The sequence below is a fragment of the Gordonia sp. (in: high G+C Gram-positive bacteria) genome (genome assembly GCF_012515855.1).
Classification (GTDB): Bacteria; Actinomycetota; Actinomycetes; order Mycobacteriales; family Mycobacteriaceae; genus Gordonia.
Genome location: NZ_JAAYXO010000163.1, coordinates 1 through 13,023, shown reverse-complemented (window position 1 = coordinate 13,023; position 13,023 = coordinate 1). Strand labels below are relative to the sequence as shown.

Genomic DNA, 13,023 nt, shown 5'->3' with positions numbered 1-13,023 from the left:
AAAGATGACCCTTGAGAACCTGTGGTTCGTGATCATCGCGTTCATGTTCGCCATGTACTTCGTGCTCGAAGGCTTCGACTTCGGTGTCGGCATGATGATGACGCTGCCCAACAAGCACGACGACGACACCGACCCCGAAGCCGCGGACAAGCGGCGACGGGTGCTGCTGAACACCATCGGACCCGTCTGGGACGGCAACGAGGTCTGGCTGATCACCGGCGGCGCCGCCATCTTCGCGGCGTTCGGCGGCTGGTACGCCACCATGTTCTCGGCCTTCTACTTCCCGCTGTTCCTGATCTTGATCGGGTTGATCGTGCGCGTGGTCGCGATCGAATGGCGCGGCAAGATCAACGACGTCCGCTGGCGCCGCTGGTGCGATGTCGGGATCGGGCTCGGCTCGTGGATTCCGGCGCTGCTGTGGGGTGTCGCGTTCGCGAACGTGGTGCGCGGTCTGCCGATCGATGCAGAGCACCAGTACACCGGCGGCTTCTTCAACCTGCTGAATCCGTACGCCCTGCTGGGCGGTGCCACGACGCTGCTGGCGTTCCTGACCCACGGCGCGGTGTTCGTCGCGCTCAAGACCTCGGGGACCATGCGCGACGACGCGCAGCAGATGGCCGCTCGGTTGGCGATCCCGACCGCAGTGGTCGCGGCCGCGTTCCTGATCTGGACGCAGCTGGCGTACGGGCACGCCTGGACCTGGGCGATCGTGGTGATCGCCGCGGTGGCCGCGGTCGGCATGGTGATCAGCACGCTGGCGCGCCGCGAAGGCTGGGCCTTCTTCTCCACGTGCATCGCGATCGCCGGCGTCACGGCGATGCTGTTCTCGTCGCTGTTCCCCGACGTGATGCCGTCGACTACGGATCCGGCGTACACGCTCACGATCGCCAACACGTCGTCGAGCCACTACACGCTGGTCATCATGACGTGGGCGGCGGCGCTCATGACACCGGTGGTGATGCTCTACCAGGGCTACAGCTACTGGGTGTTCCGTAAGCGGTTGTCGGCCGAGCACATTCCGCCATCGGTCGGGCTGCCGTTGCAGAGCATGCTCAAGTGACCGAGGGCGCGACGGCGGCTCCTCCGGAGGTGGAGTCGCCGCCGTCAGATCGTGCGCAGGCGGATCGTTCGCAGGCGGATCGACCCGAGCCGGGGCGCCGGCCGCCGCTGGACCCGCGCCTGCTCCGCGCGTCGCGATCGGCGCGCAAGCACGTGGTGGTGACTGCGCTCTTCGCGGTGGCCAACGTGATCGCGGTGATCGCCGCGGCCATCGCGCTGGCGGGCCTGACCGCCGAACTCATCACCGACCCGACCCGACGCAGCTTCGCCGATCAAGCGGTGCACCTGATCGTGTTGGCGGTGGCCCTTGCGGCCCGGGCGGCGATCAGCTTCGTCGGCGACCTCGTCGCTCGGCGGGCAGCGCACGCCACCATCGGCGAACTGCGCCTGGCCGCGCTCGACACGCTCACCGACCCGGCCCGGACCAGTCCGCGCTCGCTGTTGACCCAGCGCGAACATGCGCTCACGGTGGCGCTGCGCGGCCTGGACCGGCTGTCGGACTACTTGTCCGGATACCTGCCCGCGCTGTTGTCGACCGTCATCATCACCCCGCTGGTGGTGGCCGTCGTGCTGTGGGCCGACTGGGTCTCGGGCGTCATCATCATCGTGACGCTGCCGCTGATCCCGATCTTCATGGTCCTCATCGGGCTGCTCACGCGTGATCGCACCCGGCGCAAGCTCGACGCGATGAGCCGTCAGAACGCGCAGTTGGTCGACCTGATGGCAGGGCTTCCGACGCTGCGTGCGCTCGGTCGCGCGCAGGGGCCTGCGGCACAGGTCGCCGAACTGGGCCATCGCCTGCGCCGCAGCACGATGGGTGCCTTGCGGATCGCCTTCCTCTCCGGCGCGATCCTCGAGTTCCTCGCAACCCTGAGCGTCGCACTGATCGCGGTGAGCATCGGCCTGCGCCTGGTGTTCGGCGAGATGTCGTTGTATGCGGGCGTTCTGGCGTTGATCCTGGCGCCGGAGGCGTATTTCCCGCTGCGGCAGATCGGTGCACAGTTCCACAACGCCGAGGACGGGGTCGAGGCCGCCGACGATGTGCTCGATGTGATCGACGCAGGCCTCGCCGAGGCGAATGATTCACGTGGAACCACACCGAACGGACCCGTCGGACATATCGAGTTGGCCGGCGCGACCATCGTCGTCGACGATCTGGGTGTCCGCGGCCGCGACGGGTGGGCACCACGCGGGCTGTCGGCGCGGATCGCTCCCGGCGAACTGACCGTCCTGACCGGACCCAACGGTTGCGGCAAGTCGACGCTGATCGCCGCGATGCTGGGAATCCATCGCCCCGACGAAGGTCGGGTGCTCATCGGTGAGACCGACGTTCGCGAGCTGGACCCCGACGGCTATCACCGCCAGGTGAGCTGGTTGCCGCAGGACCCGGCGGTCGTGCCGGGCACGGTCGCGGAGAACCTCGCGCTGTTCGGCGAACTGGCCGACGACGCCCTGCGTGACGCCGCCCGCGCCGCCGAGTTCGACGCGGTCCTCGCGGACCTCCCGACCGGTCTCGACACCGTGCTCGGCACCGGCGGCGCCGGACTGTCGGCGGGGCAGCGGCAGCGACTGGCGCTCACCCGGACGCTCGCCTCGCGCGCGCCCCTCCTGCTGCTGGACGAACCCACGGCCCACCTCGACGAGGAGACCGCCGACCGGGTGCTGACCGCGCTGGTGGCTCGAGCCCGCGCCGGCGCCACGGTGGTGATGGTGTCGCACCGGGCGGCTGCGCTCGCGGCGGCCGACCGGGTGATCGACTTCGCGGTTGCCGCGCCGTTCGATGCTGCTGCCGCGGGCGACGCCGCCACCGCACGCGAGGAGGCGTCCGATGCGCGCTGAACGTGATCCGATGATCGCCGCCCTCGTCTTCACCGGTATGCGGTGGCGCGGGTTGATCATGCCGGTCCTGCTCGGGGTCGCGACGGCGCTGTCGGCGCTGGGGCTCGCCGCGCTGTCGGCCTGGCTCATCACCCGCGCGTGGCAGATGCCTCCGGTCCTGTACCTCACGGTGGCGGTCACCGCGGTGCGTGCGCTCGGCATCTCACGTGGATTGTTCCGCTATCTGGAGCGGCTCGCGACGCACGACTTCGCCCTGCGCGCGATGGCCGACGCGCGGACGCGGCTCTACCGGGTGCTCTCGCAGGGGTCGCCGGGCTTCACCGTCGGCCTGCGGCAGTCGGAGTTGATGGCGCGGACCGCCGACGACGTCGACGAGATCGGCAACGCGGTGATTCGCGGGCTCGTGCCGATGGCGGTCGGCGCCGTCACGTCGATCTCTGCGGTCGTCATCATGGCGTTCGTGTCGATCCCGGCGGCGGTCGTGCTGGCGGTCGCCCTGCTGATCAGCGGCGTCGCCGCCCCGTGGCTGGCGACCCGCGGATCGTCGCGCCAGGTGGCCGACGCCGCACGGGCGCGCGAGGACGTCGCCGACGCGGCGTCGTCGCTGCTGTGGCACGGGCCCGAGCTGGCCGTCGCGCGGGCGCGGGAGCGGGTGCTGCGCGCCGTGGCCGACGCGGATGATCGTACCGAGCGGGCCGAGGAGTCGGGCATGCGGTGGCAGGCGGCCGCGCAGGCCGTCACCCCGATCTCGCTCGGCGTCAGCGTGATCGCCGCCGCGATCATCGGCGTGCAACTCGCGTCCGGACTGCCCGGCTCGCTGGCAGACGTCGCCTCGGGCGAGGGCGTCACCCCGATGGTTCTCGGCATCCTGCTGCTGCTGCCGCTGTCGTCGTTCGAGACCACCGCGCCGCTCACCGAAGCGGGGATCGCGTGGGAGGGCGGTCGGCAGGCCGCCCGTCGGATCCTCACCCTGGTCGACGGCGCTCGGGCCGACGGCGTGGAGGCAGCCGACCCGGTGGTCCAGACCGAGCCTGTCGCGCTCACCGCGTCCGGCCTCGAGTGGGGCTGGGACGCCCCGCTCGGCGAGCCCCTCGATCTGGCGCTGCCGCCCGGGGCGCGGCAGGTGATCGTCGGACCGAGCGGTGTCGGCAAGTCGACGCTCCTGATGACCCTGGCGGGTCTGCTGGCGCCGCTTGCCGGATCGGTGTCGGTCGACGGCGCGGGGCTCCGCGGTCGCGTCTGTTACTTCGCCGACGACGCCCACGTCTTCTCCACGACGGTCCGCGAGAACCTGCGGGTGGCCCGCGGCGATGCTTCCGACGACGAGATGATGGCCGTGCTGCGGCAGGTGGGACTGGGGGAGTGGCTCGACGGGCTGCCCGACGGCATGAACGAGAAGCTTACCGGCGGCTCCGCTGCCCTCTCCGGCGGGCAACGTCGCAGGCTCCTCCTGGCTCGTGCCCTCCTGCACCCGGCTCCGGTGGTCCTGCTCGACGAGCCCACCGAGCACCTCGACGCCGCCGACGCGAAGTCGCTGATGGCGCTGATCTGCGGCGACCTCTTCGGCTCCCGCACCGTCGTCGCGGTGACCCATCAGGATGTGTCAGAAGAGCAGGTCCCGGTCCTGGAGTTGGTCGGCTGACGCCCCACGGCGCGGGGCTTTTCCTTGGTTTCCCTTGGTGGTCGAGTGCCGCTGCGTGCGGAGCCCGCATCGGTATATCGAGACCGGGGTGTCGGGAGAGTGATTGACCTGCGCCCTGTGTGGGCGCTGATCCATCAAGATTCTTGAGTCTCAGCGCGTCTCGCGGTGGGCGTCTCGATATTTGGCGGGTTCGCTGCGCTCACTCGCCGACTCGACCAGCGTGGGGAGGCGGGTTCGCTGCGCTCACTCGATGACTCGACTGGCATGGGGAGGCTGGCGGTCGGTGTCGGGGTCTTCCCTTGGTTGGTCGAGTGCCGCTGCGTGCGGAGCCCGCATCGGTGTATCGAGACCGGGCGTGAATTGTGCTGGGGTGGTTGTGGTCTCGATCAGCTGGGCCAGAACGACTCTGTCAGCCGATGACGCGGCGGAGCTTGGCGGAGAGGCGCGGGGTGAGGTCGCCTTCGGCGTCGACGCGCTCTTCGACGTAGGCGAGGTCGCCGTCGGGGACCAGGCCGTAGAGGCGCTTGGCGCCGCCGGTGTGTGCACCGGTCTCGGTGCGAATGGTGACGTCGGTGGTGAGATTCCACGACGTCTGGTTGAGCGGACGGCCGTAGTACAGCTCGATGGAGCCTTCGGCGTGCGTCAGCATCAACTCGATGTTGTCGTCCTCGCTGATCCGCCAGAAGCCGGATTCACGGAGGTCGGGGCGCACAAACGCGCCGTCGTCGTCGACGACCCACGAGCGGGACTGCCAGACGAGGTAGTTGCCGCCGTCGTGCGAGACGATGATCTGCTGGCCGAACTGGTAATCGGTGCCGGCGATCGGGTCGTGCCCCTCGCCTTCGCCTTCCCAGACGCCGACCAGCGGCAGCAGTGCGAGCAGGCCGGAATGGAGATCCGCGCCGTCGCGAAGGTTGGCGGTGTCTGCAGAAACGGGGAGGTCGCCGACCGGCGTCAGGTTTTTGCCCGCCGTCTGCTGGGCGCGCTGCTCAGCGTCGGAGATCGCTTCGTTTCCGGAGCGCGTCATGACTCGTCGTTGACCAGTCGGTAGACGGTGTACAGCGCGAACCAGATGATCAGCAGCGATGCCAGACCCAGGAGAACCTCAAAGAAAATGACCACGAGCCTGATACTACAGCGCACGGGTGGCGTGATTGAAACGAGTCGGGCGAGTGATTGGTAGATCACACGACGGCCCCTCCGACCTGCATGACCTTCCGCCTGCTGATACTCGACAACTATTAATTACGCCGGAATGAGTAATTGTCAGTATGAATCACCGGTCATAGCGTGGTGGGGACAAGTCATCTGACCCGCGACAAGGAGGGTGCTGTGAGTGCCACTGTGTTCTGCGACGACGCCGATGATGCGGTCGCCGGGATCTCGGACGGGGCGACGGTCCTGGTCGGCGGGTTCGGCCTGGCCGGTATGCCGTTCGATCTGATCGAAGCGCTGATCCGTCAGGGTGCCACAGATCTGACGATCGTGAGCAACAACGCGGGCAACGGCGACCACGGGCTCGCCGCGCTGCTCGCCGCAGGTCGCGTGCGGAAGATCCTCTGCTCGTTCCCGCGGCAGTCGGATTCATGGGTCTTCGACGGCCTGTACCGCGAGGGGAAGATCGAACTCGAGGTGGTGCCGCAGGGCAACCTCGCCGAACGCATGCGCGCCGCCGGTGCGGGCATCGGCGCCTTCTACTGTCCGACCGCCGTGGGCACCCCGATCGCGGAAGGCAAGGAGTCGCGCGTCATCGACGGTCGCACCTACCTGCTGGAGTACCCGATCAAGGGCGACGTCGCCCTGATCGGCGCCCACCGCGCCGACCGCGCGGGCAACCTGGTCTACCGCAAGACCGCCCGCAATTTCGGCCCGGTGATGGCGGCCGCCGCCGATACGACCATCGTCCAAGTGGACGAAGTGGTTCCGACCGGGCAGATCGACCCCGAGGTCGTGGTGACACCCGGCATCTACGTCGATCGGGTGATCGCCACCCCGACCCGCCGATTCGCCGTGGAGGGCGCACGATGAACACTCCGCTGACCCTTGCTCCCGGTGCCGTGCGCGCGGGCGACGAGCCGTTGACCATGGACCAGCTCGCCGCGCGGATCGCCGCCGACATCCCCGCGGGTTCCTTCGTGAACCTCGGGATCGGGCAGCCGACCCGCATCTCCGACCATCTCTCGCCCGACAGCGCGATCACCCTGCACACGGAGAACGGCATGCTCGGCATGGGGCCGCAGGCCGACGGCGACGACGTGGACCTCGACCTGACGAATGCGGGCAAGGTGCCGGTCACCGAACTGCCCGGCGCGGCCTACTTCCATCATGCGGATTCGTTCGCGATGATGCGCGGCGGTCACCTGGACGTCTGCGTGATGGGTGCCTTCCAGGTGTCGTTCGGCGGCGACCTGGCCAACTGGAGCACCGGCGCGCCCGACGCGATCCCCGCGGTCGGCGGCGCCATGGACCTGGCGATCGGCGCCAAACAGGTCTTCGTGATGATGGCCCTGTTCGCGCGGGGCGGCGACGCGAAGCTGGTGCCCTCCTGCAGCTATCCGCTGACCGGCGTCGAATGCGTCGACCGCGTCTATACCCCGGACGCGATCATCGCCGTGGGGCCGGAGGGTTCGCAGATTCTCGAGACCTACGGCCACGAGCCCGCGGAGCTCCTCGCTCGATTGAGCTGAGTCCGCACCGATTCCGTGCCTCGGCCGATTAGGGTCGAGGGCGGAACGGATCGGTGATCTCTTGGAACTCAGACATCTGCGCTACTACGTGGCCGTCGCGGAGGAATGCCACTTCGGTCGTGCCGCGCTGCGACTGCACATCGCTCAGCCGCCGCTGTCTCAGCAGATCAAACAGCTCGAGGAAGACCTCGGCGTCACCCTGCTGAACCGCTCGACCCGCAAGGTGGAACTCACCGACGCCGGTGAGCGCTATCTGGAACGGGCCCGCGAGATCCTGGCCGCCGTCGCCGCCGCGGGAGAAGAAGCGAGTCGAATCGCGATCGGCGAGATCGGTCGCGTCTCGATCGGCTTCACCGGCTCGGCCACCTATCACCTGCTGCCCGCCGTCGCACGGCATCTGAGCGCCGAGCTGCCCGACATCGACCTCGACCTCCACGGCGAGATGCTGACTCCGCAGCAGGCGGCCGCGCTGCATAGCGGCACCATCGACCTCGGTTTCCTCCGACCGCCCGTCAACGATCGACTGCTTCGCTACGAGGTGGTCGGCACCGAGGAGATGGTCGCGGTACTGCCGCATGCTCACCCGCTCGCCGAACGCGAGGCCATTGAGGTGGCCGATCTGGCGAAGGAAAGCTTCATCACCTACTCCGGCTTCAGTCGGTCGGTGGTGTTCGAGGTGGTCATCGACGCGTGTCAGCGCGCGGGCTTCACTCCGACGATCCGCCACGAGGTGGGGGAGACGGCCACCCTGGTGTCGTTCGTGGCCGCCGGTCAGGGCGTCGCGCTGGTTCCGAAATCGGTCCAGCACATGCAGATCACCGGCGCGGTCTACGTCCCGCTCAAAGGTGAGGTGCCGACTGTGGAACTGGCGATGGCGATGCGCGCCGAGCCGCCGTCGCCCCACTTGCAGCGGGTGTTGAACTCCCTCCGGACGGCTTTGCCGGATATCGATCCGCTCGTCCTGGGGTAAGACGTCGGACATCTTAATTGGGGTCTTTCTAATACTTCACTCGCCCCCAATCGTATGTGAGGCTCATCTCATCGCACGGAACTGAGTGCGACAGGCCACGCAAGTAGAGGAGATGGGATGACCCCGTTCATGCACCAGGTGCAGGAACTGCTCGACGGAGGGCCGACGTCGTCGCCGCAGACCCTGCCATCCGAATCGGTGACCGTGGCCCACGGTGCCGACGTGCAGGTGCTCATTCGCTCCCTCGCCGAACAACTGGTGAGCGAGGCGAACGCGATTCTGGTCGACACCGACCGCGGTGTCATCGCGCTGACCGACGAGACCGGACCGGGCGCCCTGGCGTTCACCCTCGATTACGCCGATCGCACGGCCCGCATCGAGACGGTCGTCACCGGTCACTCCGCGACCGCCCAGCTGGTGATCCGCGGAGTTCCGACCTCCCGCCGTCTAGCGGGCGAAGACGAGATGGCCGCCCTGGTCCTCGAACTCATCGCTGGCAACTAGCGGCCCGCCGACAGTCGCCGATCGGATTGCCCGGCACAGCCCGCCCGCGACACCGTCCGACAACACAGACCACCCGACACAGCCCAACCGACTAGGAGAAATCGATGCAGTTCGAGCTTCGCTACCAGACGATCGAACCCAAGCGGCAGACCTTCCAGAACATCATCGAGCGCTTCGGCAACGAGCCGGCGTCGCGCTACCAAGAGGCGACGCTCGACATCGAGCCGCGCGAGAACTTCCACTACCGTCCCACGTGGACTCCCGACCACGAGCTGTACGACGCGAACTACAGCGCCTTGAAGCTCACCGACCCGTACACCTTCGCCGACCCGCGGCAGTTCTACTACACCCCCTACGTCACCAACCGCGCCGCGCTGCACGACGAGTTCGGCAAGACGCTCGGCTACCTCGAGAGCCGCGAGCTGCTGGCCAAGCTGCCCGAGCCGTGGGCCAAGGTGCTGGCGGACGTCGTGGTTCCGCTGCGTCACTACGAGGCCGGCGCCCAGCTGGTCAGCGTCGCCGGGTCGCGGTTCGCGTACGGCACGTCGCTGTCGCAGTGCGCGAGCTTCGCAGCCTTCGACCGCATCGGCAACGCCCAGATGCTCTCGCGCATCGGCATCGCCGCGGGCGGCGGCACCGTCTCGGTGCTGAACGAGGCCAAGGATCAGTGGATGAACGCCGAGCACCTGCAGCCGATGCGTCGCCTGGTGGAAGAGATCATGATCGTCGACGACTGGGCCGAGGGCCTGCTGGCCATCGACGCCGTCGACAAGCTCCTGTACCCGGCCCTGTTCAGCGGCCTCGATGAGCGTGCCCTGCTCGGCGGTGCCGGCCCGTACAGCCTGGTTGCGCAGTACCTGACCACCTGGTTCGCCGACCAGCGCAAGTGGCTCGACGCTCTCATCAAGTCCTGGCGCGGCGACGCCGAGCACGGTGAGGCCAACGCCGCGGTCCTCGATCGCATCGACGCCGAGTGGGGCGCCCGCGCCGCAGAGGCGGTCGGCGCGCTCACCGTCGTTGTCGACGGTCTCGTCGGAGCGGAGGTGCCGGCATGACCGCCGCAACGCGCCCCGTGGGCATCGACATGCAGGAGTCCGACGACAACCGCGCGATCATCGCCGCCATCCGCGCCGACAACCCCGACGTGGAGATTCGTCGCCTCCCCGGCCTGGTGAAGCTGTCGGCTCCCGGCCAGATCGTCATCAATCGAGAGTCAGTGGAGGCCCACTTGGGTCGCGAGTGGGAGACCGGCGAGTTCCAGCTCGCGATCGTCACCTACACGGGCAACTTCGCCGAGTGGGACGACGACCAGATCGTCGTCGCCTGGGAACACTGACCGGAATTCACGAGGAGAACACTTCACATGACCACCGCTAAAGCCCCCAAGCGCCCGAAGAAGCTGCCCCTGAAGCAGCGCTACTCGCTGCTGACCCGCGATCTCGACTGGGAGCCGTCGTATGTCGACCGCGCCGACCTCTACCCGTACACCAGCTACGAGGGCATCAAGGTCCACGATTGGGACGGCTGGGAGGATCCCTTCCGCCTGACGGTCGACGCGTACTACAAGTACCAGGCCGAGAAAGACAAGCGTCTGTACGCGGTGCTCGACGGCTTCGCGCAGAGCCAGGGTCACCTGACGGTCTCGGACGCGTCGTACCTGAACGCCATCAAGCTGTTCATCCAGGGCGTCACGCCGCTGGAGTACCAGGCGCACCGGCACTTCGCGTACCTTGCGCGCTACCTGGAGGGCCCGGCCCCGCGCTTCGCGGCGCTCTGCCAGAGCGTCGACGAGCTGCGTCACTGCCAGACCCAGGTCCACACGATCAGCAACTACAACAAGTACTACTCGGGCTTCCACTCGTGGTCGCAGATGCACGACCGCGTCTGGTATCTGTCGGTGCCGAAGTCGCTGTTCGACGACGCGATGACCGCGGGCCCGTTCGAGTTCCTCATCTCGATCTCGTTCAGCTTCGAGTACCTGCTGACCAACCTGCTGTTCGTCCCGTTCATGTCGGGTGCGAGCTTCAACGGCGACATGCCGACGATGTCGTTCGGCTTCTCCGCGCAGTCGGACGAGAGCCGGCACATGACGCTCGGCCTGGAAGCGATCAAGTTCCTGCTGGAGCAGGACGAGGACAACGTGCCGATCATCCAGGAGTGGATCGACAAGTGGTTCTGGCGCGCATACCGGATGTCGGCACTGGTGGCCGGAATGATGGACTACATGCTCCCCAAGCCGGTCATGAGCTGGAAGGAAGCGTTCGAGCTGTACTTCGAGGAGCAGATGCTCGGCGGCCTGTTCCCGGACCTCGAGTTCTACGGCATCAAGCCGCCGCGGCACGTCAAGGACGCGATCGCCGAGAAGGACAAGCTGTCGCACGAGGTCTACAAGATCCTGCACAACTTCTCGTTCGCGGCGTCGTTCACCACCCAGGTGCCGACCCCGGACCACATGAAGTGGCTGTCGGAGCAGTACGGCGAGACCTTCGACAACCACTACGGCCCCAATTGGGAGAAGCACCGGAAGATCGAGGCCGAAGGCGGCCGCGTGTTCTTCCAGGGCCTGCCACAGCTGTGTCAGGTGTGCCAGGTGCCGATGGCGTTCACCGAGAACGACGACCCCACCAAGATCTCGTTCCGCCACAGCGAATACGAGGGCGAGACCTACCACACCTGCAGCAACGGCTGTCAGTGGATCTTTGAGCGCGAACCGGAGAAGTACGTGCAGGCGTGGCTCCCGGTGCACCAGATCTACCACGGCAACTGCGGTGGTCCGACCGTCCCCGAGGTCCTCGAGTGGTACGGCATCCAGGAGGGCGACAACGGCGAGTACAAGGGCTCGCCCGACCACCAGTCATGGCAGGAATGGCACAGCGATCAGAACCAGGAGGCGTGAGACATGACTGTCAAGGCTCTCTACGACTACCAGTACCCCGCGGCCGACCGCGCCGAGCTCTTCGGCGAGGACCAGTTGCTCTACGTCCACTGGCTCGGCAACCCGCTGTTCTGCTCGGCCGGCTGCTTCCGCGCCCCGCAGGCGATGCCGTTCAAGGATTTCGTCGCCGAGATCGTGAACCCGTGGGCCGCCACCGACCCGGACTTCGACCCGTCGTCGATTACCGGGTGGACGCTGTTCGACGACGCCTTCGATCCGGGCGACGGCTCGTCGTCGTTGAAGGATCTCGGCGTCGGCCACAAGGCGCTGCTGAAGTTCACCACGGCCTGATCGGAGATCTCGATGACCACTACTCACACGATCACGGTGGAACCGCTCGGCACCGAGCTGCAATGCCGTGAGGACCAGTCGATTCTGGACGCCTGCCTGCGCAACGGTGTCTGGCTGCCGCACGCCTGTACCCACGGGACCTGTGGAACATGCAAGGCGGAGGTGCTCGAGGGCGCCATCGACTACGGCGATGCGTCGCCGTACGCCCTCCTGGAGAGCGAACGGGACGAGGGCGCCGCGCTGATGTGCGTCGCCACGCCGCGTGAGGACGTGGTCATCGAGGGCGACGTGGAGATCGAGGAGGGGATCACCATGTATCCCGTCCGCGACTTCTCCGGGACCGTTGCGGTGCTCGACGAGATCGTGCCCGGCGTCCGTCGCCTGATCGTCGACCTCGACGAGCCGATGGACTTCAACGCCGGCCAGTACGTGCAGCTCAACCTGCCCGACGGCGACAACCGGCCGTACTCCATCGCCAATGCGCCGCACGAGAACAACCGCGTCGAGCTGCACATCAAGAAGACGGAGAACGGGGTCGCGACCTCCGGCTGGGTGTTCGACGGGCTGGCTGTCGGAGATGCGGTCACCCTGTCGGGGCCGTACGGCAAGTTCTACTTCCGGCCCGGCCGCGATAAGCCGCTGCTGCTGCTCGGCAGTGGTACCGGACTGGCTCCGCTGGTCTCGATCCTCAAGACGGTCATGGCGATCGAAGACGAGGAAGGGGAGTGGGAGCACGAGGTGGTGATGTACCACGGCGTCGCCATGGAAGAAGGTCTCTACGACCGCGAGTGGTTCCAGCAGATCGCCGACGAACGCGACTGGTTCACCTATCGGCCCGCCGTCTCCCGGGAGGAGTGCGAGGGCAGGCAGGGTCGCGTCCCCGCCCTGCTCACCGAGGACTTCCCGCGCGCCGGCGGCAACGTCGCCTACATCTGCGGCAACCCCGCGATGGTCGAAGACACGATGCGCGCCCTGATGAAGGCCCGCCTCTTCCCCCGCGACATCTACCGCGAGGACTTCTTCGACGCCGCCGACCGCGCCAGCGGCGCCCACGTCGTCCGGAGCCCGCTGATCAAGCGGTAGTCGTATCCGCGTA

At 67.4% G+C, this 13,023-nt stretch carries 13 protein-coding genes; 12 read left to right on the top strand and 1 reads right to left on the bottom strand.

Going from position 1 to position 13,023, the window contains the following annotated elements; all coding sequences use genetic code 11:
• Positions 1-4: 4 nt before the first annotated feature.
• From cydB to cydC, 3 genes are all read left to right on the top strand, one after another.
• On the top strand, positions 5-1,060 hold the full coding sequence (cydB, locus tag GX543_RS11940) for a cytochrome d ubiquinol oxidase subunit II (RefSeq protein ID WP_290852125.1): 1,056 nt from the start codon (positions 5-7) through the stop codon (positions 1,058-1,060).
• A gap of 107 nt (positions 1,061-1,167) precedes the next feature.
• A complete protein-coding gene (cydD, locus tag GX543_RS11935) occupies positions 1,168-2,898 on the top strand; it encodes a thiol reductant ABC exporter subunit CydD (protein ID WP_290852141.1) in 1,731 nt (576 codons plus the stop codon).
• Entirely contained in the window at positions 2,888-4,540 is a 1,653-nt protein-coding gene (gene cydC, locus GX543_RS11930; protein WP_290852124.1) for a thiol reductant ABC exporter subunit CydC, read from the top strand. The genes cydD and cydC overlap by 11 nt, the downstream gene beginning before the upstream one ends.
• A 409-nt stretch (positions 4,541-4,949) precedes the next feature.
• On the opposite strand, the gene GX543_RS11925 is transcribed toward cydC, so the two are convergent.
• Positions 4,950-5,567, bottom strand: coding sequence for an FABP family protein (locus GX543_RS11925; RefSeq protein WP_290852123.1), 618 nt, complete (start codon positions 5,565-5,567; stop codon positions 4,950-4,952).
• Positions 5,568-5,872: 305 nt separating this feature from the next.
• Here GX543_RS11925 and GX543_RS11920 point away from each other — a divergent pair, with 305 nt between their 5' ends.
• The 9 genes from GX543_RS11920 to GX543_RS11880 all read left to right on the top strand — a co-directional run bounded on the left by GX543_RS11920 (position 5,873) and on the right by GX543_RS11880 (position 13,010).
• Entirely contained in the window at positions 5,873-6,568 is a 696-nt protein-coding gene (locus tag GX543_RS11920; protein WP_290852122.1) for a 3-oxoacid CoA-transferase subunit A, read from the top strand.
• Between the two features lie 56 nt (positions 6,569-6,624).
• Positions 6,625-7,227, top strand: a complete 603-nt coding sequence (locus GX543_RS11915; RefSeq protein ID WP_290852140.1) for a CoA-transferase — start codon at positions 6,625-6,627, stop codon at positions 7,225-7,227.
• Positions 7,228-7,288: 61 nt separating this feature from the next.
• Positions 7,289-8,197, top strand: a complete 909-nt coding sequence (locus GX543_RS11910) for a LysR family transcriptional regulator (RefSeq protein ID WP_290852121.1) — start codon at positions 7,289-7,291, stop codon at positions 8,195-8,197.
• Between the two features lie 117 nt (positions 8,198-8,314).
• On the top strand, positions 8,315-8,701 hold the full coding sequence (locus tag GX543_RS11905; RefSeq protein WP_290852120.1) for a hypothetical protein: 387 nt from the start codon (positions 8,315-8,317) through the stop codon (positions 8,699-8,701).
• A gap of 104 nt (positions 8,702-8,805) precedes the next feature.
• The gene (locus GX543_RS11900; protein WP_290852119.1) at positions 8,806-9,756 is read left to right on the top strand and encodes a phenol 2-monooxygenase; all 951 of its coding nucleotides are present in this window, start codon (positions 8,806-8,808) and stop codon (positions 9,754-9,756) included.
• Positions 9,753-10,037 (top strand): MmoB/DmpM family protein, encoded by a 285-nt coding sequence (locus GX543_RS11895; RefSeq protein WP_290852118.1) that lies wholly within the window; start codon positions 9,753-9,755, stop codon positions 10,035-10,037. The genes GX543_RS11900 and GX543_RS11895 overlap by 4 nt, the downstream gene beginning before the upstream one ends.
• A 27-nt stretch (positions 10,038-10,064) precedes the next feature.
• Complete coding sequence (locus GX543_RS11890) at positions 10,065-11,597, top strand: YHS domain-containing protein (protein ID WP_290852117.1); 1,533 nt, start codon at positions 10,065-10,067, stop codon at positions 11,595-11,597.
• Positions 11,598-11,600: 3 nt separating this feature from the next.
• Positions 11,601-11,927, top strand: a complete 327-nt coding sequence (locus tag GX543_RS11885) for a phenol hydroxylase subunit P4 (RefSeq protein WP_290852116.1) — start codon at positions 11,601-11,603, stop codon at positions 11,925-11,927.
• A gap of 12 nt (positions 11,928-11,939) precedes the next feature.
• Positions 11,940-13,010: a 2Fe-2S iron-sulfur cluster-binding protein gene (locus tag GX543_RS11880; protein ID WP_290852115.1), complete on the top strand. Its 1,071-nt coding sequence runs from the start codon at positions 11,940-11,942 to the stop codon at positions 13,008-13,010.
• Positions 13,011-13,023: the final 13 nt, after the last annotated feature.